The organism is Clostridioides sp. ES-S-0049-02 (assembly GCF_020658465.1).
Classification (GTDB): Bacteria; Bacillota; Clostridia; order Peptostreptococcales; family Peptostreptococcaceae; genus Clostridioides.
In genome coordinates this window covers 582874-606402 of sequence record NZ_JACVWG010000001.1, presented here as the reverse complement: position 1 = coordinate 606402, position 23529 = coordinate 582874, and the positions used below count along the sequence as shown (strand labels likewise).

The window sequence follows — 23529 nt, the reverse complement described above, 5'->3', positions numbered from 1 at the left end:
CCTCATGATAATGATAAAACTTTTTGTGTAATAAATATACTATTCAATAATTTTTTAGATTTAAATCACTTTACATATTTTTATACTATTTACATAAATATAATGCTTAAATATAATTTATATTTAAACTTCCAAAAAATTACTCTACTAGTTATAGTATAGCACAACAAACGTTATCCAAGCACACCCACTATTGTCACTCCAAAAGCTTTTAATGACTCTTGAAGCACTTCATTTCCACCATAAGGATATCCAATAGGGTTAAAATAAAGTTTAGCAGTTTGTTCACCAATCATTTCGCAACCTTCTATTGTATAATCGCCAAGTCCAATTTCAGAAAACACAGTCTCAAAATCCCATGAAACAGACTTTATGTATTCCTGTCGATTCTCTTCATCCAGTAGTTTATAGTTCTCCCAAAACATTTTATTTTCTGCTTCTGTTGGCCACCAAAAATAATCTAATTCTTCTTTATTATAAAATTCGTCTACTTTTTCTAAAATATAATATTCTAAATCCTCAATTTGTATACAATCATTTTTTATATCTGCTATATATGAAAATAAATTTTTTATTCGATTAAATATTTTTACATCATTCACATTAAATTTAATAAAACAAAAACTACACATTATTTATCCTCCTAGTATAAGTAACTTATAATTACATTGTATAATAAAATATGAACAAACAAACTACATATATTTGTAAACACAATAAAAATAACTTGTATGTATCTAAATCAGATAGCACACAAGCTATTTTATTATATCGAAAAATTATATAATTATATTATAGATTATAATTATTAGAATTCAGCATTTTTAGGAGTTCTTGGGAAAGGTATAACGTCTCTTATGTTAGACATACCTGTCATATACATAATTATTCTTTCAAATCCAAGACCAAATCCAGAGTGAGTAGCAGTACCAAATTTTCTAAGTTCTAAATACCACCAGTAATCTTCTTCATTTAATCCCATTTCATGAATTCTATCTAATAGTACGTCTTCTCTTTCTTCTCTTTGAGAACCTCCAACTATTTCTCCAACACCAGGAACTAATAAATCCATTGCTCTAACAGTTTTCCCATCTTCATTCATTCTCATGTAGAAAGCTTTTATATCTTTTGGATAATCTGTAACAAATACTGGAGAATTGTATATTTGTTCTGTTATATATCTTTCATGTTCAGTTTGAAGATCGCATCCCCATTCTACTGGATACTCAAACTCATGTCCTGATTCAAGTAATAACTCTACTGCTTTAGTATATGTTATTCTAACAAATTCAGAGTTTACTATTTTATTTAGTCTTTCTAGCAATCCTTTATCTATAAAACTATTAAAGAATTCCATTTCTTCAGGAGCGTTTTCTAAAACATAGTTTATAACATATTTTATCATATCTTCTGCAAGTTCCATATTATCTTCAAGGTCTGCAAAAACTATTTCTGGCTCTATCATCCAAAATTCTGAAGCATGTCTTCCTGTATAAGAGTTTTCAGCTCTAAATGTAGGTCCAAAAGTATAGACATTTCTAAAAGAAAGTGCCATTATTTCAGCATTTAATTGCCCACTAACTGTCAAATTAGCTTCTTTCCCAAAGAAATCTTGTGTATAGTCTATTTTCCCATCTTCTGTTTTTGGTATATCATTTAAATCCATAGTTGTTATTCTAAACATTTCTCCTGCACCTTCACAGTCACTACCTGTTATGATTGGAGAATGTGCATATACAAAGTTTCTTTCTTGAAAGAATTTGTGTATTGCATATGCAGCTATTGATCTTACTCTAAATACAGCTGAAAAAGTATTACTTCTTGGTCTTAAATGTGCGATTGTTCTTAAATACTCAAGTGTATGTCTCTTCTTTTGTAGTGGGTATGAGCTATCTGATTCACCTTCTACAACTATATTTTTTGCATGTATTTCTACTGGTTGTTTAGCTCCTTCTGTAGATACCAACTCACCTTCTACAAGTATAGATGAACTTATTGCCAATTTACCTATCTCTTTAAAATTTTCAACTTTTTCATCAAATACTATTTGCATATTTTTAAAGAAACTTCCATCATTTAATTCTATAAATCCAAAGTTTTTAGATACTCTAGATGTTCTTATCCATCCAGCTACTTTTACAGTTTTTCCTATGTACTGTTCTTTATCTCTGTACAATTCTTTTACTGTTATAAATTCCTTTTGCATTTTAAAGCCTCCTAGTTTAATTTTTAGTAATTTTTTCTAAATATAATTCCATAAAAAAAGCCCTTCATCCCTGTATAAAGGGACGAAAGACTATTACTTTCGCGGTACCACCCTAGTTGTCATAAATGACCTCTTAGTTAAGCAATGCTTAAAGCCTATAACGGTGCCTTCCGTCTAAGTCTACTTGCTAAATAAGCTTTCGATTAGAAACTCCAAGATGTTCTTCAATATAAAACTTGTATTGAGCTTTCACCATCCTCAACTCGCTAAAACTACATTTTATATCTACTCTTCTCTTCACAGTATTTATCTTCTATTATTTCCGCTAATTAACAAAATTATACCAATTTATAAATTTTTAGTCAATAAATTTATACAATTGATATTTACTTGTCTTATATAATCTATAAATATTTATATGCAAAAATTTATATTTTCCTTTCAAATATTTATAAATTACATTTTGCCTTCTGACACCTATAAAAAAAGTAAAGCAGTATACTGTTTATTAGCTTAAGTTTAACTTTAAGCTTTTTAAACTAATACCACTTTACTTAAATACAATAAATTATTTATTTTTGTTATCAAGTATAGAAGTTTTACAGTTTACTTCCATTATCAACCCAATCTTTTGCTTCTTCAACACTATTAAGTGAAGGTATTGAAACTTTACTATGAGGTTTTAATTTTTCAACATCTGCCCAAGCTGCTGTTGATTCATTTCCAACTAGAAGCGGACTTCTAAGTCTTTTGTTATCATTACCTTTTAATGCTCTTGCTTTTTTACTTTCCAAAACTATCACCTCTATATATTTATTTTGTAATAGTTTTAGCAATTTTTCAAATTAAATTCATAAGTAAAATTTATAATAGATAAAATACCATTATTTACATATTTTTTTATTTATAAAGTATTTGCCATCTGTTGAATTGTATTTTTTAAATTTAAAATACCATATCCCTGTGAAACATTTGGATACGTATATATATCGAGCTTCGTAGCTCCCAATATTAAATATGTTTTTAAAACTTGTGTAAACAACGATAACCTTGGGATATTATCTTGTTTTTCCAAATATTCCATTAATAGGGCTAAGACTCCACAAACTATTGAACTACTAACTCCTGTACCTGTTGCTGTATTGTAGGTTCCATTTTTATATGTAGATATTATATCTACTCCTGGCGCTACTATATCTGGCTTAATTCCCCTTCCTCTAATTGGCCCTTTTGATGAACCAATCCACATACTATCAGTCTTATTATTAAATGTACCAACTGTGATTACATCATCACCAGCAGCATACATAGTTATTGTAGCCACTGAGTCTGGGTCTAAAAATCTTGTATCTGGTGCTATCAAGTTTTTATTTGGTAAATATATATCATACTCTCCCCCTATTATAAGTTCTGGAGTTAGCCTCAAAGTCCACACACCAGGTTTTATATCTCTGAGTCTTATCTCTAGGCTTTCATTCCCAGAAGTAATATATGGATAGATGAATCTCATTGAGTAAGTAGTATTTTCCAGATTAAACTTTCCTCTATATACATAAAAGTCTGGAGAATATCTTATATCATGACTAACCTCACCTGAAGGAGATATTATTTGTGCCCCTATCTTATCTGGACCATTTGTATTGAGTGTTATATCAAGTGCGTAATCGTCACCATCTTGTATTATTACATCTTGGACTTCATTTAAACTACTAAATCTTCCAGCATAATGAATATCTGTATTACCTTGATTACCTGCACCACTTACTACAACAACACCAGCACTACTTAATATATTAAATGTATCTAATATGGAAGTAGTTGCTACAGCACCTGACTTAACTCCAATAGTAAGATTTATTATTATAGGCTTATTTTCTGTTTTTGCTATATTAGTAACATATGTTATAGCTGCTAAAAAATCTGAAACACTATAATTTATCTTTCCAGCATAATAAGTATCTGTATATGATTTTAATTTAACCACTATCAAATCTGACTCTGTAGTTATACCTCTATATTGTGAATTTACTCTTCCATTTCCCACTAATATACCAGAAGCCAAAGTTCCAGTACCTATATTATCTTGACTTAAACTTCCATCATTTCTACTTATAGCTAGACTTAATTCACTTCTTGTAAATTCACTCCCAAAAATAAATCCTTCTGGTGGTGGATTTGTATTTTCTTCCTGATCCCATAATCGTAAAACCTTACTCGTTCCATCCGCATTTATAAAGTCAGGGTGTAAATAATCTATACCAGAATCTATAACTGCTAATAAAATCCCTCTTCCTGTTATATCATTATATGGATTCTCATAAATATACTCTGCTTCAGTAGCTGTTGTAATAGTTTCTCCATTATTCATATTATTAGTTATTTCAATTAAACTGCTCATTGGAGCAGATTCTTCCCACCAAGCAACCTGTAATATATTGTTTAAAATAGTTTCATCAAAATCCATAGGTACATATATTACTGCAAGCTGAATATTTAAAACCATATATTTATTTATTCCGTTTTCTTGAAGTGCAGTTTCTATATCACCTTGGTAAATTATACAATAAGATTTTTCCATAAATCCCTCCTATCTTAACACATCAAACATACCTCTAACATCCAAAGTTCCATATCCAGTACTCATATTTGGATACTCTGTAGTTTGGTTTTTTCTAGCTCCAGCCTGCATAAAAGTTTTTATTTTTTGAACATATGCTTGATTTGGATATCTTCTATCAACAAAAGTATATTGAAAATACATCGCAGCGGCTCCTGCAGCATGTGCACTAGCTGCTGCTGTCCCAGTTATAGTCGCATATGTATTTCCAGGATATGCAGCTATTATATTAACTCCTGGTGCTACTAAGTCTGGCTTTAATCTATCCTCAATAGTCGGCCCTCTTGATGAACTTTGCCACAAACTATTATTAATAGTATTATAAGCTCCTACAGTTATTAAATCATCTTGAACAGCTGGATAATTTATTGTATAAAAAGGGTCAACCTCTCTAAATCTAGTTCCACTTTTTAAAAGAGCCCTATTTGGAAGATACAAGTTATATATTCCATTTACAATATAAACTCCTACTAATCTAATCTTCCACACTCCTCTTTTAGCATTTTTCAGAGTAACATTGGTAAACTGCTGCCCTGAAAAAGTAGTTGGATATACATATGTTATAGAATACTCCGTTCCTTCTAAATCAAATAAACCTGTTATCCTATTATAACTTGATATTCCAACACTTTTACTTTCTTCACCAGTGGGAGACACTATTATTACATCTGCCTTATCTGGTTTATTCAGCCAAAGTTCAACTGATAATTCTTCTTCTTCTTCATTTAATTCCAACTCGACTTCAACGGAACTTCCTACATTTGGTATTATTCCAGATGTGTGTGTCTGAGTATTTCCCTCATTTCCAGCTCCTGCTGTTATACACAGCCCTCTAGTAAAAAATGCTTTTTCACTATTACTTCTATTGGTCAATCCAACTAAACTATTGCTACCCAAAGATATATTTATTACTAATGGTTTCCCAAGTTCTAAAGATTTTTTATATGCATACTGAGATGCAGCAAATAACATTGCACTATTATAAAATCCTTCTATCTTAGCAATTTTTATTATTATTAATTCAGCATCTTCAGCTATTCCTGCATATTCCTTATTTACATTACCAAGACCTGCACATATGCCACTTATCATAGTCCCTTGCCCAACTTCATCTTGAGATAGACTAGCATCATTTTCTGCAATTGCTCTATTAATATCTTCTCGTGTATATTCTGTCCCAATATAAAAACCTTCAGGTGGAGTTCCATTCTTTGTTTGGTCCCATAAAAAAGCTATTTTTGAGGTTCCATCTGCATATATAAAGTCTTTATGTAAATAGTCTATTCCTGTGTCAGCAATCGCTATAAGAGTACCTCTTCCTGTTATTGTTATATTGGGATTATTTTTAAAAAAATTTACACCTATTTCTTCGGTTGCAACTACACCACCAAAAGTACCTTGATTAATCTCTCCAAGCAGTGTCATCTTTATAGTTGATTCTGTCCTTATAACTGATGGAAGTTCCAAAACTCGTTGTATGCTATTATAGTCTGTAGTGTTTATAGATAATACACCAAATGAGTCACTTAGCTTAAGAAATTCTTGACTCATACCCAATGAGGCTAACTCATCTTCAAATTCAGGAGTATGAATTACATTTATTCCTGCCAATGTTCCTGATTGTCTATCCATATTTTCACTTATAAAATCCTCCAACTTTAAATCATCGTTTCTCTGAGAATTATAATTTTCTATAACTCTATAATTATTTTCTTCATCTTTAAACGACTTATTAGTGCTTCTATATCCAATGTCTTCTGTTTCTAAGTCTTGATTTATACTAGATAAAGTATACAAATCTATGTCTGATAAACTTAAAAAACCAAATCCCGATGAATTATTTGGATATGACTGATTACTTGTTCTTCTTGCTCCCCTAAGAAGCAATGCTCTTAACTTTTGCGAATATAAAAACAAATCATTTCCATTTACAATTCCCCATTCCATAAACAACGAACAAACTCCTGTAACATGAGGAGTGGCCATGCTCGTTCCAGTTAATGCTCCACTGGTACCTCCTGGTAAAAAAGATATTATATCTTCGCCTGGAGCTAATAAATCTGGTTTAAATACACCCAATTGTGTATCTCCCTCGCCAGAAAATATAGATACTATATCTGTTCTTGAATTGAAACTTCCTACAGTTATAACTCTACTTGCTGTTCCGGGAACTGTAACAGTAAGTTCTTGAGTAGGAATCAAAAATCTCGTGTTTCTATTTAATCCCTCAGAAGTTGGTAGATATATGTTTACATTACCAGTTACAATATCTATAGGTTCAAATACGATTCTCCATAGACCAGGATTTATCTGTGTATTTGAACTTAATTGCAATGTAACTCTTCTAGTAAGAGAATATGGTGCTATAGGATAAAAATAACCAGTAATTCTTGTATCTCCTAAAGTATTTCTTATTTCACCTGAAGTTAGAGAAATTGATTGTGTCTGGCTATTCGATGGACTTACTAAATGTACACTAAAGTCATCAATAAAATCTGGCCATATGTTTATATTTAATATACGCTCTCCTTCTCCAATTACAAACTCAACTTCTTCTGTAGTATTATTTTGAAGCCTAATCCTTTTATGTCCTCCCTTATCTGCATTATTACCAGCCGCTACCACTATATTATTTTTCCAAAATAAACACATATCATCTATATACTGCTCAAATAAAGAAGTCCCTCTATGTGAGCCTTCATTACTTCCATAACTTATATTTAATGTAACAGGCATTCTTAATTCTAATGCCCTATCTAAAATAAATTTAATCGCCCTCATAAACTCTGTACTTCTTGAAAAAACATCTGTCTGTATATTTCCAACCCTTACTACTATTATCCTAGCATCGCTTGCAATGGTTGAACAAATACCTGCAACATGTGTACCATGTAGACTAGTCGTTGAGATAGGTATATATGTATTACCAGCTATTGCATTATTTATATCTTCATTATTATATAAGGTTCCTTCTTTAAAACCTGCTGGAGGATTTCCTTGTATAGACTGGTCCCAATAGTATAATATTTTGGACTTTCCTTCGCTATCTCTAAATACAGGCAAAGTATAATCTATACCTGAATCAATTATACCAATTATAGTTCCTTTTCCAGTTAATCCTGTTCTATTTTTAAAACCTGTTATCCCTGTGCTTGAAAAACTTTGTATGTCTTGAGTTTGTAATATAAAAGGTTTTTCTATAAACTCTATTTCTGGATAAGTCAGTAATCTATTTATATCTTCTTCATCACTTGATGTTATTATCGCATAGGAAGCATTAAGTATTTCTACTGAAACACCTAATTCTTGCTCTAATCTTAATATATCTCCATTGTATTTTACGATTAATTCATAATTTATTATAATCACCTCAATTTCTAAAATTATTATTAATGTATATGTTTTTTGTAAGTCTAAAATGTATTAGACTACATAATTTTTAAATTTCAATTATACAATTTATAATATAAAAAATGATGGTACATTTTTTATATAATTTGTACCATCATTTTTTATATTATTTCGCGACCATTAAATTTTTCAATGATTTTTCCAATCCTTTTACAGTTAATGGATACATATTAAACTCACTTTGTATTAACCTTTGAGTCTGATACCAATAACTGATTGAATCCCACCCATCTCTCAGTTCCGGATTTAGCCACACAATTTTACTATACTTTCTTTTGAATCTTTTAAGCCACTCTATTCCAGGTGTATCGTTATATGGACCTCGATAATTACCACCAATATGAAGTAACTCAGAAGGTGCCATAGACGCATCACCCACGATTATAACTTTATAGTTTTTATCTATGTTTTGTAATATCCATTCAGTATCAATAGACTTACTTAACCAACATTCTGGTGTAGTAAATAATCTATCATAAAAACAGTTATGAAAATAGCATACTTTTACATCTTTAAAGTGATTTGATTTACTTACAGACTGAAATAATGTATTACATAAAGTACTATATCCTCTCATTGAACCCCCTGAATCTATAAGCAACAAAAGCTTCACTGTATTTTTTCTTGGTTTTTCGAAAAACAGTTTTAAATACCCTGCATTATTACAAGTCTCTTCAATGGTTTTATCTAAATCAAGCTCTGTTTTTGGAGCATCTATTCTAGTAGAAAATTGACGAAGCCTTTTTAATGCAACTTGAAATTGACGCATATTTAAAACTTCATCATCTCTAAAATCCCTATACTTTCTTTCTCCTGCAACTTCGAGAACAGCTCTTCCATAGGTGGAAGTTCCGCCTATGCGTATACCAGTTTGACCTTTGCCTGAATGACCTAATTCAGAAGTACCCCCTGTTCCTATCCAGTAATTCCCTCCATCATGTGGAGAATCTTGTTCTTTTATACGTTCCTCTAATTTAGCTCTCAATTCATCAAGGTTTATGTTGGGATTTTGCTCTAATCTTTCAAATCCTTCTAAATCTACATTTGGATTTTTAAGCCAGTTCATAATCTCTTCTGGAATTTCCTCTTTGTGTTCTATACCTTTAAAGTACTCCAAAAACACTGCATCAAATTTATCAAAATTACTTTCACTTTTTATTAAAATCATCCTACAAAGATAGTAAAAATTCGAAAAATTTGAATAACAAAGCCCTTTGTCTAGTGCTTCAATTAGAGTCATCCACTCATTTAAAGATATATCTAGGCCTCTTGCTCTCAATAAATAAAAAAATTTAATAAACATAATTATTCAGCTCCTATTGACTACAAACGTTTTTGCATAGATTCAATATCCTCGTTATTTTTAAGCAGTATCCCTGCAAAAGGAACTTCTTTTTCTATTTTTTCAATTGGAATTCCACTCAAAGTCAATGCTTGTATCCAGTCTATTAACTCTGATGTACTAGGCTTCTTTTGTATCTCTCTTAAACTTCTAATCCAATAAAAAGTAGTCATTACTTGTTCCAATAAATGTTCTTCAACTTTATCAAAATGTACTTTTACTATCTCCTCCATCATATCTCTATCAGGAAATTCTATATAATGAAATATACATCTTCTTAAAAAAGCATCTGGAAGCTCTTTTTCTGCATTCGAAGTTATAATCACTATAGGTCTTTGTTTTGCTGTTACAGTTTCTTTTGTTTCATTTATATAAAACTCCATTTTATCTAATTCCCAAAGTAAGTCGTTTGGAAACTCTAAGTCTGCCTTGTCTATTTCATCTATCAAAAGAATTACTTGTTGTTCTGAACTAAATGCTTCTCCTAATTTACCATATTTTATGTACTTACCAATATCATCTACTCCTTCACCTCCAAATTGGCTATCATAAAGTCTTTGAACAGTATCATATACATAAAGACCATCCTGTGCTTTTGTAGTTGATTTTATGTTCCAAATTACTAAATCTTTTTGCAGTTGATTTGAAATTGCTTGTGCAAGCATAGTTTTTCCTGTTCCAGGTTCTCCTTTAATTAAAAGTGGTTTTTCAAGTGCTATAGCAACATTAACTGATGCCATTAATTCTGGTGATACTACATAATCACTGCTTCCTTTAAAATTACCCATTTCTTTTTTTATCATAGGTTCTACTCCTTTTAAACAATAAATTTTCTAAATGTATATGACTATTATATTACTATTTTTGATATAAAGTGGTAATATAACACATTTGTATATCATTACTCTAAAATTCTATATCTAAATAAAATTACCTCTAAAATATTTAAATTTTATCTTTATTTGTCATAATTAAATGAAATATATATTTTTTAATAAGTACAAGATATATTATCTTATAAAAATGTCAGTCATAAAAAGCGATGATTTAATCAAATCACCGCTTTTCATAAATTTGAGTTATAGCTAAATATAGAACAATTAACTTTTAGATTTGGGATATCAATATAAAGTTCTGTATATATTTACTATTTCTTCTTTATTAAGTTTAATATAACTTTGATTTAGCAACCTTTGTTGACTATCTAGTACACTGTCTGCAAAACTATTTATCTCATACTCTTTCATTCCATATTCTCTTAAACTTTTTCTTGTAATAATTTTATTAAGTAGTTCTTCCATTTTTTCATATACCTCTGATACTTTACAACTCATTATTTCACTCAAAAGCATATTTATTTTTGCTAATTTACCATCTGGTGATAATCTATTATATGCTTTAAATACTTCTATAAAAAATTGATAATTAGCTTCACCATGAGTAACATGATAAACTCCACTTAATGGGTATGAAAGTGCATGTACTGCTCCTGTACCAGCATTTCCAAAAGCAATACCAGCTAAATCACTTGCAATCAAAAAATCTTCTATAATATCAAATCTATAATCTTTTCCATTTAGTACAATTTGCTGAAATCCATTTAAAATCATCTCTATAGCTTTGGTACTAAAAATTTCTGTATAAATACTCGCCTTTGGAGATACAAAAGATTCTATAGCATGTATTAAAGCGTCGATTGCACTTGTAGCAAAAAATGAATATGGAAGCTCTAATAATAACTCTGGAATTAAAACCGCATAATCTGGAAATAATTCATCTACAGCTAATCCAAACTTCGTATTCATCTCTGTTATTTCTGCAATTGAAATATTTGACACCTCTGAACCTGCTCCACAAGTTGTAGGAACAGCTATTAATTCTCTTATTTTTTCTAAAGGAACCTTTTTTTGAAATAAATCACTTGATTTATTTCCATCTTTCAGTACTAACAACTTTGCCATATCAATAACTGCTCCCCCACCAATAGCAATAATTCTTGTACAATTAGTTTTTGAAAAATCATCCAATAATTTATCCATCATTATATCATTAGGTTCACCAGTTCCATACTTACTTTTATATTCTACATGTGCATCCAAACCAAGGCTTTTAAAATATGTATCATATGCACTTTTACTTGTCAATATAAAATCTGATTTACAAATTTTGAATTCTTCTATAAATTCCTTTGAATTTTTAAATTTATGAACTTGTGTTTTTTGCTGAAATAACTTCATGACATCCTCTTTTCTTCAACTTATGACTTGATGTTTTATTTTATATAATCTGTAATATAATTATAAAATTTTTATTTTTTATATGCAAGTTTTACCATAAGTAATTTATATTTTAAAATATCTTAATACAGGTCCAATAGTATATAAAATAAAATTAATTCATTATAAAAATAATCTAATTTTAAAATAATTGAACAAAATTAAAATCTAAAGTATAATAAAATAAAAATTTCACTAATCTTACTGAAAAATACTGTACAATTAACCTGTATTTCCTCAATAAGAAAAATGTTTGGAGGTAATTTTATTAATTATATAATTATGTCAAATAATCATATTTCTTCGTTTACAAATTCTATTCAATCAAATAAGCATAAACATTGGATGTTACAATTGTTTATAGGAATTGAAGACAGTTTAAATATAACTATAGATGGCAATGATATAGAAGGTAAATGTATTATTGTAGATAGTAATATAGAACATTGTTTTTCAACAGGAGAAAAAATATGTTTTACTATGTTAATTGAGCCAACATCATCACTTGCATTAAGCTTTAAGTCAAAATATATTGACAAAATTAAAGGTTATGGAATTATAGATATTCATAATAATAAACATACACAAAAAGAATATATTAATTTTTTCAAAAATCATGATGAAAAAAGTTATTTAAATTTTACAAATTCTATGTTCGAATATCTTAATGTTACTCAAGACAATTACACAGTAGTTGATAAAAGAATTCATAAAATAATGCAAAGACTTAATGAGTGTAACTGTCATGACCATTCTATAAAAAATATTTCTAATATGGTCTTTCTTTCGCCAAGTAGACTGTCCCATATATTCAAAGAACAAACAGGAATGCCATTAAAAAGTTATATTCTCCTACATAAAATTCAAAAAGCATATTTTTTACTTTTATCTGGTAAATACTCTATAACCGATGCTGCTATGATGTCAGGTTTTGACAGCGCTTCACATCTAGCATATACCAATAAATGTATGACTGGTATGAATATTTCTGGTATATTAAAAAACAGCAAGTTTTTGAAAGTTTCAAATTACTCTAAGATATAAAATATAATTACACTAAATAAAGGAGATTTATATTTTATGAAAAGACATTTATCAGAAAGTACATTATTAGACTTTAATTCAAAAAATGTTCAAGAGCTTATTAGCGAAAAGAAATGGAATCAATTAGATAATTTTAATAAAATCAAACAAATTTATAATTTTGTTAGAGATGACATCAAGTTTGGTTTTAATGAAAGTGACAATATATCTGCAAGTAAAATACTAAAAGATGGATATGGACAATGCAATACAAAGACTATACTTGCTATGGCACTTTTAAAAGGAGTTGGCATTCCATGTAGGATTCATGGTTTTACTCTAGATAAAAGAGTTCAATTAGAGCTCTTAGGAGTTCTTTACAAGATTACTCCTACAGAAATCATTCACACATGGATAGAAGTATACTATGAAAAACAATGGTATCAATTAGAAGGTCTTATTTTAGATAAAAATTATCTTACAAGTATTCAGCAAAAATACAATGACTGTCAAGGCTTATTTTTGGGATGGGGCATTGCCACTAAGGATTTGCAAAATCCTCAAATATCTTGGAATCTAAATAATACATTTATTCAAAAAGAGGGAATAATTGATGATTTGGGAACCTTTGATACTCCAGATGATTTTTTCAATCAATATAACCAAAAAATAGGATGGTGTAAAAATCTTTTATACAAATATATTGGAAGGCACTATATAAATAGAAATGTACAGAGAATTAGAAACAAATTATAACTGTTTCTATTTGCAATATGCAAATTTGAGAAGATAAAAACACTATTTAGAGAAAACTTGCAAAATATTGTACACTTGTCAAATTTAATATTAATCACACTATATTAATACTACTTTTTATTGTATAATAAGCTATAAATATTAACTTGATTTTAAATTTAAGTAAATATAAACTTAATAAATATAAGAAAGGTTGTGTTGTTTTGCAAGATAAAAAAATTCATTTAAATATTATACTTACTGTAGTTATTTCATATATTTTGATTAAAGTTATTGATAATTACAAATATTTTTTTGGAGTAATAAGTTTACTGATGTCACTACTAACTCCATTTATAATAGCCTTTGTATTAGCATATGTATTTAATCCATTAGTAAAGTTTTTAGAAAATAAACTTAATTTTAAAAGGATATATTCTTTGCTTCTTACTTATGGTGTATTAATAGTTATATTAATATCTTTTATACTATTTACAGTTCCATCCATAGTAAATAGTTTGGCTGATTTGGTAACTCAAGTTCCTATGTATATAGACAAGACAGAACAATTTTTATTTGATTTAGGAAAAAGCTTACAATCAGTAGACCCTAATACATTAAAAGAATATGGTGATAAAATTATGAGCGTAATGCCCAAGTTTAGTAACTTGCTTATTGGTTCACTTGGAGGAATCTTTAGTACTACCTTCTCTGTTGGAAAATTTATAGTACAACTTGTTTTAGGTTTTATAATTTGTTTCTATATATTATTAGAAAAAGAAAGATTCTTAGAATTTACAAAGAAAATTGTTTATATTTCTTTAGGTAAAAAATATGGAGACTTTATAATAGAATTGTGTCAAAGCTTAAATTTAAATATTGGTAAATACTTTACAGGCAAAATTTTAGATTCATTTGTAGTTGGAGTACTTTCTGGAATTGGTCTATACTTTTTAAAGTCTGAATATGCCCTATTGTTTGGTACATTAATGGGTATTATGAATATGGTTCCATATTTTGGCCCAGTAATAGGTATGGCACCAGTTGTAGTAATCAACTTATTCTACAATCCGACAACTGCATTAACTTGTTTAATTTACTTAATAATAATTCAACAAGTAGAAGTTGCATTTATAGAACCAAAAATTGTAGGTGGACAGCTAGGGCTTAGCCCATTCTTTACAATACTAGCAGTTACTGTTGGTGGAGGATTTTTTGGTATACCTGGTATGATTCTATCTGCTCCTGTTATGGGTGTAATAAAAATATACTTTTGTGAATTTGTTAATCGTAGACATGATAAAATACAAATGGAATAAAAATACAATTTAATTACGATTTTGTAATCAAAGGTTACAGCTGTGTAACTGTAATATTATCCTCTTTAATGGTAATATTTAATTATAGAAAACATATAATATTATTAAGAAATGAATCTTATATAATTAATTACGAAAGAGGGTTTTAGTATGAAAAAAGCACTTATATCTTTATTAGTTTTATCTTGTTTATTATTAACTGCACCAGTAAATGAATCTTCTTATGCTGATTCTCAAAAGAATGTTCCTGTAAGTCAAAGTACTAAATTGACTCAAGAGCAAGCCAAAGAACTTTTAGTAAAATACAACAATAAAGTTGATTACATATATCAAGGAAATGCTAGCGATTTTGAAGCATTAAAAGCTAAAAATCTTAATGGATATGTATTTTTACCAGATGCAGATGGTGACATTGGTTATTTTGTAAATGAAAATACTTCTGAGATATATTACTTCCATCCAAGTGGATACCTTGAATTGGTTAATCAACAACAAAATAATAAATAAAATAATTAACTAATATAAAAATGGATGCAAATTGATATAAATTTAGCATCCATTTTATTTTTATTTTAAAGTTGTTTCTTTTTATATATTTAAATATTTTATTAATCCTGTGCTTGCTCTTTTATAAGTTTCTTTATATCTACAGCTGGTTCATCTTCCATTTTTATAACTTTGCCTTCCCATGTTCTAAGCATAACATAATCTGTTCCTTTTGATACAAGGTATTGTGGAAGTAATGGAGTCTTACCGCCTCCTTTTGGAGCATTAACTATATATGTTGGTATTGCCATTCCTGATGTATATCCTCTTAGATATTCCATTATTTCAAGACCATCATCTACTGATGTATTAAAATGTTTTGTTCCTTTTACATGTTTGCTTTGGAATATATAGTATGGTTTTACTCTTATTTTAAGTAATTCTTGATTTAAACATCTCATTACAAATTTATCATTATTTATACCATTTAATAACACGGCTTGATTTCCTAATGGTATACCTGCATTTGCTAATTTTTCACAAGCCTCTTTAGATTCTTTAGTTATTTCCATCGGATGATTAAAATGTGTATTTATATATATAGGATGATATTTTTTTAGCATATTACAAAAATCATCTGTAACTCTTTGTGGCATGGTAACAAGAGTTCTAGTTCCTAATCTAACATAATCAACATGTGGTATTTCTTTAAGTTGGCTAAGAATCCATTCCAAATAATCATCTTTTAATGTAAGAGCATCTCCACCAGTTACTAATACATCTCTTATTTCTTCATTTTCTCTAATATAGTCTATAGATTCTTGTATAACAGCTTTCGACTTATGAGAATCTTGTTGACCAATATTTCTTCTTCTTTGGCAATGTCTACAATACATAGCACATTCATTTGTTACATTTATTATTAATCTATCTGGATATCTTCTAGTTATACATCCTGCTGGATTTGTATACTCTTCTCCCATTGGGTCTAAATCATCTTGTTCATCTTCCAATTCTATATGTGTCGGTATAGAAAGTAATTTTATAGGGTCACATATGTCATCTGGGTCTATCAAGCTCAAATAATATGGAGATATTGCCCATCTAAATTGAGTACCAACTTCTTTTATATATTCTTTTTCTTTTTTAGTTAGATTGATAATCTTTGATAAAGTATCTACATCTGTGATTCTATTTGATAATTGCCATTTGTAATTATCCCAGTCTTCTTCTGTTCCATTTAATATGCTTAATATGTTTTGTTTTCGTTTATTTATCTCTTCTTCTTTTTCAAGACCTCTGTTAATTGTTTTCCTAGCCTGAATATAATCATCAATTTTTGATTTTAGTTCAGCAGCTCTCTCTAAGGATATTCTAGTTTGTTCATTCATAATTTTTAGCTACCAAAATTAATTAATTTCCATTATTGATAGCATCCTCCTTTCTGATGTGTTTATATCATTCTGATAGGCAAATTTAATTTTGCCATATAGATTTTATAACATATGAAATTGATTTTATTTTTGCATTTTTTCTGTTATTTTATACATTTGTGAATATTTTCCCACTATAGTCAATAAATTACAATTTATTATGCATTTTTTTTAACAAATGATTAATTATTTCTATTTTTAAGAATTATTTTACCATAAAACGATTATATTTTCAAGATGATTAAAGTTAAAATTTTAATAGAAAGTAAAGTATTTCATTAAATAATAAAAGCGGAGGTTTATTATAATAAATTTCTCCGCATTTTTATTTATTTAATTAAATTATACTCAGATAAAATCTTATTAGTAGCTTCATTTCTTTTTATAATCTCATCTTTTCTTTCTTCAATAATTATGATATTATACTTTTTTGCTATCTCTGCTATTTTCTTACATAATAAGTTAGACATAGAATGCGTTGTTGGATTATGATAATCTGGTATGATATATATGCCTTTTATGTTTTCATTTTTACAATAATTTTCACACTAAAAATTTAACACCAGTATGTTTCAATAAAATAGAAAGGATAGTATGATTACTCCCATACTATCCTCTTCTTATAATGATTTGATTTATTAATAAATCATAAATCTAACACTTCTAAATTTTTGTACAAATTTATCTTACATTTATAACATCACTATTTTTAGAATTTTGTCCATTGTAATTTGCCACTACATATATATCTAAATTTAAATCTCCTTCAGGGATACTTATAGTATGTTCATTCCCTTTTATATCACTTTGATACAAAGTAAACTCACCATCTCCATTAGTATTATTTTTTATATATATACTATAGGTACATTCTTTATGAGATACACTGCTCCAGTTAACTCTAATAACATTGTTATCTCTGTCAACATTAGCGGATATATTTTCAACCTTCATGTTTTGTATGTTATCATTATTATCTGAGTTGCCATTACCATTCATGTTAGTAATGTTTATTACATTACTTGGCTTGGTTGTGTCTGAGTCTTTCTTACCTAGAACATAAATATCATAATCTATACTCTGATTATCTTTTACATCAATTTCTATAGTAGCATATACTTTTTGTGATTTTCCTAAATCACTTTCATTTACAGTTATAGATTTGATTTTCTTAAATGATTCTTCTGACAACTTGTCTTTAAGATATATATCATAGTCAAAAACATCTTTCATATAATCCCATTCAAGTTTAATAATAACTTTGTTATTTACTATTTTATGTGAACCTACTAAATTCTGTATATAATCATTAGTTATAGTTTCTTTGACTACTGTTACAGTTATTATTTTAGACTTATCTCCACAAGTTATCCTTACTCTTTCTTTACCTTCTCTAAGACCTACTACACTTCCATCACCGCTTAGACTTATAGCTCTTTCCACAGGTAATTTTGAATCGGCCAACTCATAGTGTATTTTTGGTGGTTCTAAACCTGGTGGAGAAGTTATTATATCTGGTTTTAATTTCTCATTTTGGTCAACTTCTATTTTTACATCATTCATATTTATTTCGGCAACTCTAGCTTGAATTCTAAAGGTTCTCTCTACTTCTTTATTTCCACACTTAGCATATATTGTGGCTTTTCCAACTCCAACTGCACTTACTGTATTTCCTTTAATTTTTAGCACATCATCATTACTACTCTTATAGATAGGTTTATATGACTTTTTAAATTTGTCATAATCAACCTCTATTGTACTTTCTATAGTAGCACTATCACCAACATGTTTTAAATCCCCATTAATCTCCATATCTAGTGATTCTACTTCTGGGTCTACTACCTTTATAGTAGCCTTTTTCAACACTCTTGAATTCTTCATAATACCCACAGAAGAATACCCAACCTTTAATGCTGTCATCTTATTTCCATCTATTTTTAAAGTCCCTGAATTATCCAACACATTAAACCAAATATTTGGGTCTTTAGCATATGAAGGAACCTTGATATATTCGCCAGTAGACAAAGTAACTGTTTCATTTAGTTTTACTACATATTTATCTAAATCTTTAACATATTCCCCATCTACAATTTCGATTTCCACTCCCTTTACCATTGGTCTAAGTATTCCAAATTTAAAAAGGTAGTACTGCGCAACAAGCAATATAGGAATAGATATAATTATGGCAATTTTTCTGTATTTCTTATTTTCTACAAATCTCATCTATCCACTTCCTTTAGCCTAATATATAATCATTTGTTTTGTAAGCAATCTACCTAAGTTAAATATTGGGATAAACTGGAAAAGTATTATATTTCAGAATATCCCTATACTAATTATAAACCATAAATTTAAAATTTAAAACTAAAATTAGTGTTAATTTCTTACTATTACAGTAGTCTAATTTTAGTGAAATAACATTTGTCTTGTCAGCTGAAAAGTTATATAATTAATTAAAAAGAAATTATATTTGTATTATATGAGGAGGATTTTAAATTGGAAATCAATTGCAAAAAAAGAAATTTTAAATCGTTTGCTAAGAGCAAAAACATTGAAATTTCTGTTCAAAGGTATCTTATTGATGCATTAAGTTATATGGCACTAGGCCTTTTTTCTTCCCTTTTAATTGGAACAATTTTTAACACATTAGGAGACAACTTCAATATTTCTCTTTTTACTGAAGTTATAAGCCCACTTGCTAAGCAAGTTACAGGCCCAGCTATAGCAGTGGCTATTGCGTATGGACTTCAAGCGCCTCCACTTGTGCTATTTTCTTGTGCACTTGTTGGAGCTTGTGGTAATGAACTAGGAGGACCTGTGGGTGCATTTGTCGCTACACTTTTTGCAGTAGAAATTGGAAAATTAGTTTCAAAGGAAACAAAGGTAGACATATTAGTTACACCTGCTGTAACAATACTAATAGGAGTACTTGTGGCAGAACTTATTGGACCAGCAGTTTCTGCATTTATGACTTCATTTGGAAACATAATAATGCAAGCAACCACTATGCAACCTATAATAATGGGAGCTCTTGTCTCTGCACTTGTTGGAATAGCTCTTACACTACCCATAAGTAGTGCAGCTATTTGTATGATGTTAAGTTTGGGAGGGCTTGCTGGTGGAGCAGCAACTGTTGGTTGTTGTTGCCAAATGATAGGTTTTGCTGTTATGAGTTTTAGAGAAAATGGAGTAGGAGGTCTTGTAGCTCAAGGACTTGGTACATCCATGCTCCAAGTTCCCAATATAATAAAAAACTGGAAAATTTGGATACCACCTACAATAGCTTCAATAATACTTGGGCCATTGTCTACAACAATATTTAAAATGGAAAATATACCTATTGGCTCTGGTATGGGAACTTGTGGATTAGTTGGACAATTTGGAACAGTAACTGCCATGCAAAGTGCTGGAAAAGGTGGAATAACTATGTGGATTGGTATACTTTTACTTAACTTTGTACTTCCTGCCATTGTAACTCTAATAATATCAGAATTTATGAGAAAAAAAGGTATGATAAAACCAGGAGATTTAAAGTTAGATGTATAAATAAAAAAACTACTCCTTACTTTTTTATAAGTAATAAGGAGTAGTTTTTTTTATGAAAATTCCAACATTTTTTTCAATAACCAATCCATAGAACCTTTAACTTCATTCCAAAGTACTATATTTTCATCATAGTAATAGACAGCTTCTCCCTTTTCTTCCGCTGTAACAAACTCTCTACCAAAGGCATTTCGCCAATCTATTAAATATAATCCAATATATTTATTTTTATTTTTAGCACTTTTAATAGCATCACTTGCTAAAAACATATTTTTATTTTTAAAATAATAAAGAGCTTTGCTATACATCCATGTAGCAGACTTTTCTTCTTTATACATTTCAAATAAATTATTTATTGCTATTCTATCATTTAACCTAATTAATACATTGAGTAATTTATACCTTATTCCTTGCTCATCATCAGGATTGATTTCTATTAAATACTCTAATACCTTTCTAGCTTCCTTTAAATTATCAATACTCTCTAACTTCCTAGCAAGAGACTCAAGTGCTACCATATAAGCTCTAGTAGATACACCTTTCCAAAATCCAAGTTGTCTATCTTCCTTAGTAATCATGCTTTTTCCAATGTTTACAGCTTCTTCCATATACCTAATTGACTCAATATGATTTTTAGCTTCTTGTGATAGTTTAATATATCTTTTATAAAGTATTTTTTTCTTTTCTAACTCTAAATCTATGGCTTTGGATTTAGAGTTACTCTCTCTTACCCAAAACTCAATATTAGAGATAGCAATAGTATCTTGATTTAAGAAATCAATATTACAAACGTCTTTTATCAATGATGATTTATTGTTTATAGTGTTTAAAGAAACACCTATTTTTTTTGAAAATTCCTTTTTGGTTATATGTAATGGATGCTTCTTATTATATAAGAGATTTTGCTCCAAAACTATGTTTAGTATAGCTGAAGACCATATATCAGCTCTAGAAGAATGAATTATCTCTTTATTATTATCTAAAATGTCTTGCAAGATTTTAAAACTTATATCTTTATATTCTTGATTTAGATTGGAGTTGCAAAATCTATTTATCTTGTCTTTAATTTCTTCTATCTTGCTTGTCATGACTCCTCCTCCATATTTTACACATATAAGACTACTGCTACAAATTCAAGTTCTTCTTCTCCTATATTCTCTATAGAATGTTCTTCACCATCAGCAGTGTATATTACATCACCCTCATTTACTTCTACAAATTCCCCATTATCAAAAACTTTACCTTTTCCCTTTAATATATAATATACCTCAAAATCAGTTGTATGGTCATGCACACCAATTGAACTTCCTACTGGTAAAGTTATTCTTTTAAATAATCTTCCTTTTCCTTTAAGCTCATCAATTTGTAATATATTTTCAAGCTTAACTTTTCCAACCCCACCAGTTAAATTTTCTTTTACTTCTACTTGTAATTCAGATTTCTTTCTTATCATAGCTCATCCCACCTGCCAAACAATCAATCTAACTACTAAATTGGCATATCCTTTCCATAATATGTTGTATTTTAATATAATAATAACATATATTCTTGTAAAAAAATATTACTGAATCTATAAAATAATACTATTTTTATAGATTATTAACACTTTGTTTTCTTATGCCATAAGTTGACGTCTTTATAAAAAAAACATATACTCATATAGTGTGGAAAATTTTTGTTAAATTATTGGTCTGGAGGTTCTCGACATATGTCAATTTTAAAAACTCAAGAAAAGCTTAAACAGCCTAAGGATTTATATTTTTGTTGTTCAATATTTACATTTGTAGGACTTGCATACTATGGTATGAAATTAGTGCTATTGTTATTTCTAGCTGAGCAAGTATCTAAAGGTGGTTTGGGATTAACACCAGCAGAATCTGCATCAATGCTTGCATCTTTTTTAGCATGGACTTATTTTTCTCCAGTTATTGGTGGATGGGTTAGTGATAGATTTTTAGGTCCGAAAAATTGTATTATGCTTGGAATGATAATGGTTTCAATTGGCTACTTTTTAGGATATCTGGCAAATAGCAAAATGGATGTAAACATCATGATATTCTTGTCTGGATTAGGAATAGGTTTTTATAAGGGAAACTTGCATACCTTAGTTGGAAACTTATATACTAATGATGACCCAAGAAAGGATGGCGCTTTTTCTATTACATATATGGCTACTAATCTGGGAACATTATTTGGTCCTTTAATCTGTGGTTTGGTCGCTAATGAATGGTTCGCTATGAAAAATGGTACTTCTATAAATATGTATGGTTACAGATATGTATTTTTATTTGCTTCAATTACTGTTTTAATAGGCTTATTATTCTTTATATTTGGTCACAAAAGATTTTATAAATCTTCAAGTAATGAATTTAGTAGTCAAAAAGAAACTATAAAGAAATCATTAGAATATAAAAAATTACTTGCTTCAAAACCATTAACTTCAGTTGAGAAAAAAAGAATAATAGTAATATTAATATTAGCTTTTTTTACAGTATTTTTTTGGATAGCATATAATCAAGCTTCTATGTCTATAGCTTTGTATACAAAAGAACACATAAATCTGACTGTTGGTAATTTTCAAATACCAACCTCATGGATAGATTCATATAATGGTCTTCTATGTGTCATCCTTGGCCCTATATCTGCTCTAGTCTGGGTAAAATTATCTCAGACTAAAAAAGGTGATTTAAGTGTACCTTCAAAAATGAGTCTAGGGTTTATACTATTAGCTATAGCATTTTTATTCATGATAGTCGCAGTTATACAAACAGGAACTAACCCTAATTCAATTCAGAAAGCAAGTGTATTTTGGGTAATTGGATTTTTAACATTCCAAAGTATAGGAGAGATTTGTTTTTCTCCAGTTGGATATGGTATGGTAAATAAACTTTCACCAGAAAAATATATTTCATTCTTAATGGGTGTTTGGTTCTTAGGTAAATTTGCAGCAAATAAATTATCTGGTTATACACAGGCTATTATAGACCACCTTGGTATGTTACAAGTATTTATAGTAATCCCTTCATTTTTATTGATATTTGGAATTATATTACTTATAATGAATAAAAAACTTGTAGAATTATCAAAGTAAAAACTATGTTTAAGTTTAATAGATAATATATCAAAAATCGAGGCATT

General features: G+C 28.9%; 19 protein-coding genes and 1 other annotated feature. Of the genes, 6 read left to right on the top strand and 13 right to left on the bottom strand.

Going from position 1 to position 23529, the window contains the following annotated elements; genetic code table 11:
* Positions 1-173: 173 nt before the first annotated feature.
* From IC213_RS02750 to IC213_RS02715, 8 genes are all read right to left on the bottom strand, one after another.
* Positions 174-632 (bottom strand): hypothetical protein, encoded by a 459-nt coding sequence (locus tag IC213_RS02750; protein ID WP_227862708.1) that lies wholly within the window; start codon positions 630-632, stop codon positions 174-176.
* A gap of 176 nt (positions 633-808) precedes the next feature.
* A complete protein-coding gene (gene asnS / locus IC213_RS02745) occupies positions 809-2206 on the bottom strand; it encodes an asparagine--tRNA ligase (RefSeq protein ID WP_227437264.1) in 1398 nt (465 codons plus the stop codon).
* Between the two features lie 75 nt (positions 2207-2281).
* Positions 2282-2516, bottom strand: a binding site (T-box leader).
* A gap of 289 nt (positions 2517-2805) precedes the next feature.
* A complete protein-coding gene (locus IC213_RS02740; protein ID WP_413926922.1) occupies positions 2806-3009 on the bottom strand; it encodes a CDIF630_02480 family spore surface protein in 204 nt (67 codons plus the stop codon).
* Between the two features lie 101 nt (positions 3010-3110).
* Entirely contained in the window at positions 3111-4784 is a 1674-nt protein-coding gene (gene cspC / locus IC213_RS02735) for a bile acid germinant receptor pseudoprotease CspC (protein ID WP_227862707.1), read from the bottom strand.
* A 9-nt stretch (positions 4785-4793) separates the two neighbouring features.
* Positions 4794-8192 (bottom strand): bifunctional germination protease/germinant receptor pseudoprotease CspBA, encoded by a 3399-nt coding sequence (cspBA, locus tag IC213_RS02730; protein WP_227437270.1) that lies wholly within the window; start codon positions 8190-8192, stop codon positions 4794-4796.
* 148 nt (positions 8193-8340) lie between these two features.
* Positions 8341-9537: a VWA domain-containing protein gene (locus IC213_RS02725; RefSeq protein WP_227862706.1), complete on the bottom strand. Its 1197-nt coding sequence runs from the start codon at positions 9535-9537 to the stop codon at positions 8341-8343.
* A 20-nt stretch (positions 9538-9557) separates the two neighbouring features.
* Positions 9558-10379, bottom strand: a complete 822-nt coding sequence (locus tag IC213_RS02720; protein WP_227437274.1) for an AAA family ATPase — start codon at positions 10377-10379, stop codon at positions 9558-9560.
* Between the two features lie 318 nt (positions 10380-10697).
* On the bottom strand, positions 10698-11813 hold the full coding sequence (locus tag IC213_RS02715; RefSeq protein ID WP_227835414.1) for a 4-hydroxybutyrate dehydrogenase: 1116 nt from the start codon (positions 11811-11813) through the stop codon (positions 10698-10700).
* A gap of 321 nt (positions 11814-12134) precedes the next feature.
* Between IC213_RS02715 and IC213_RS02710 the strand changes: the two genes are divergently transcribed.
* The 4 genes from IC213_RS02710 to IC213_RS02695 all read left to right on the top strand — a co-directional run bounded on the left by IC213_RS02710 (position 12135) and on the right by IC213_RS02695 (position 15436).
* Complete coding sequence (locus IC213_RS02710) at positions 12135-12896, top strand: helix-turn-helix domain-containing protein (protein ID WP_227862705.1); 762 nt, start codon at positions 12135-12137, stop codon at positions 12894-12896.
* Positions 12897-12932: 36 nt separating this feature from the next.
* Positions 12933-13631, top strand: a complete 699-nt coding sequence (locus IC213_RS02705; protein WP_227824055.1) for a transglutaminase-like domain-containing protein — start codon at positions 12933-12935, stop codon at positions 13629-13631.
* Positions 13632-13834: 203 nt separating this feature from the next.
* Positions 13835-14929: an AI-2E family transporter gene (locus IC213_RS02700; RefSeq protein ID WP_227437282.1), complete on the top strand. Its 1095-nt coding sequence runs from the start codon at positions 13835-13837 to the stop codon at positions 14927-14929.
* A gap of 150 nt (positions 14930-15079) precedes the next feature.
* Positions 15080-15436 (top strand): hypothetical protein, encoded by a 357-nt coding sequence (locus IC213_RS02695; protein ID WP_227437284.1) that lies wholly within the window; start codon positions 15080-15082, stop codon positions 15434-15436.
* Positions 15437-15537: 101 nt separating this feature from the next.
* Here IC213_RS02695 and eam read toward each other — a convergent pair whose 3' ends face one another.
* From eam to IC213_RS02680, 3 genes are all read right to left on the bottom strand, one after another.
* On the bottom strand, positions 15538-16806 hold the full coding sequence (gene eam / locus IC213_RS02690) for a glutamate 2,3-aminomutase (RefSeq protein WP_227855526.1): 1269 nt from the start codon (positions 16804-16806) through the stop codon (positions 15538-15540).
* Positions 16807-17177: 371 nt separating this feature from the next.
* Positions 17178-17318 (bottom strand): hypothetical protein, encoded by a 141-nt coding sequence (locus tag IC213_RS02685; RefSeq protein ID WP_227862704.1) that lies wholly within the window; start codon positions 17316-17318, stop codon positions 17178-17180.
* A 211-nt stretch (positions 17319-17529) separates the two neighbouring features.
* A complete protein-coding gene (locus IC213_RS02680) occupies positions 17530-19071 on the bottom strand; it encodes a hypothetical protein (protein ID WP_227862703.1) in 1542 nt (513 codons plus the stop codon).
* Positions 19072-19344: 273 nt separating this feature from the next.
* On the opposite strand from IC213_RS02680, the gene IC213_RS02675 reads away from it, so the two are divergent.
* Positions 19345-20394, top strand: a complete 1050-nt coding sequence (locus IC213_RS02675) for a PTS transporter subunit IIC (protein ID WP_227437288.1) — start codon at positions 19345-19347, stop codon at positions 20392-20394.
* A gap of 50 nt (positions 20395-20444) precedes the next feature.
* Here IC213_RS02675 and IC213_RS02670 read toward each other — a convergent pair whose 3' ends face one another.
* Positions 20445-21479, bottom strand: coding sequence for a DUF6398 domain-containing protein (locus tag IC213_RS02670; protein WP_227437290.1), 1035 nt, complete (start codon positions 21477-21479; stop codon positions 20445-20447).
* Positions 21480-21496: 17 nt separating this feature from the next.
* On the bottom strand, positions 21497-21844 hold the full coding sequence (locus IC213_RS02665; RefSeq protein ID WP_227437292.1) for a cupin domain-containing protein: 348 nt from the start codon (positions 21842-21844) through the stop codon (positions 21497-21499).
* Between the two features lie 255 nt (positions 21845-22099).
* On the opposite strand from IC213_RS02665, the gene IC213_RS02660 reads away from it, so the two are divergent.
* Complete coding sequence (locus tag IC213_RS02660) at positions 22100-23482, top strand: peptide MFS transporter (RefSeq protein ID WP_227482758.1); 1383 nt, start codon at positions 22100-22102, stop codon at positions 23480-23482.
* Positions 23483-23529: the final 47 nt, after the last annotated feature.